The organism is Streptomyces sp. WAC04114 (assembly GCF_019733245.1).
In the GTDB taxonomy this organism is placed as follows: domain Bacteria; phylum Actinomycetota; class Actinomycetes; order Streptomycetales; family Streptomycetaceae; genus Streptomyces; species Streptomyces massasporeus_A.
Map to the genome: position 1 here is coordinate 1 of NZ_JAIGQA010000375.1, position 1,116 is coordinate 1,116.

A 1,116-nucleotide genomic window follows, 5' to 3' on the forward strand; every position below is an offset into this window, starting at 1 on the left:
GCCCGCGATACACCCGCCGTACCGCCCCCGTCCTCACCGGCGCCGCCGTCCGGCGCCGGTGAGGACGGGGGCGGTACGGCGGGTGTATCGCGGGCCGCGCCGCCGCGCAACCGGCGGCGGGCGGCGTATCCGGCCAGGCCCACGGCGATGAGGAGGGTGCCGCCGTTGAACAGCGGGACCGTCCAGAACTCGGCGCCCAGCTGTGCGATGCCGGTGAGGCCGACGGCGAGGACGGCGACGGCGACGACGGTGCCGAGGGCGTTGGGGCGGCCGGGCTTGATCGCCGTGGAACCGAGGAGGGCGCCGACGAAGGCGGGCAGCAGGTAGTCGAGGCCCACGCTCGGATTGCCGATCTGCTGCTGAGCGGCGAGCAGCACACCGGCGAAGCCGACGATCAGGCCCGAGGCGGCGAAGGCGTAGACGGTGTACCGGCGGGTCGGGATGCCCACGAGGTCGGCCGCGCGGGGGTTCGACCCGACGACGTACAGGTACCGGCCGAGCGGCAGCCGCTCCAGCACCAGCCAGAGCACGGCCGCGAGGGCGAGCACGTAGAAGGCGGGGACCGGCAGGCCGAGGAACGAGGAGTCGTAGAGGTCGGTGAACGCGGGCGGCAGGCCCTGCGGGCCGGGCACGATCCGGCCGCCGTCGGTGATCCAGCCCGTCACGGCGTACATCATGCTGCCGGTGCCGAGGGTGGCGATGAAGGAGTCGATCCGGCCGAACTCGACGATCACGCCGTTGAGGACACCCACCACCAGTCCCCCGGCGAGCACGGTGAGGCAGGCGAGCGGCCAGGGCCAGCCCTCGTTGACGACGAGCTGCAGCACCATCACATGGGCCAGGCCGAGACCGTAGCCGATGGAGAGGTCGAAGGCGCCGGTGACGATGGGCACCATGGCGGCGAGCGCGAGGACGGCCGGGATCGACTGGTTGGACAGGATCGAGTCGACGGTGTCCAGCGTGGGGAAGGTGTCGGGCAGAGCGAGGGAAAAGGCCAGATAGAGCAGGGCGGTGAGGACCAGCAGGCCGTAGGCCCCGATGTGGTGGCCGCCCGGGCGGCCACCACATCGGGGCCTACGGCCTGCTGGTCCTCACCGCCCTGCTCTATCTGGCCTT

1 protein-coding gene is annotated in these 1,116 nt (G+C 72.4%); it reads right to left on the reverse strand.

The window, feature by feature from the left end; translation table 11 throughout:
- Positions 1–1,040: ABC transporter permease (locus tag K4G64_RS39280; protein ID WP_308122614.1), on the reverse strand; the 1,040-nt coding region annotated here is incomplete at its 3' end.
- Positions 1,041–1,116 lie beyond the last annotated feature (76 nt).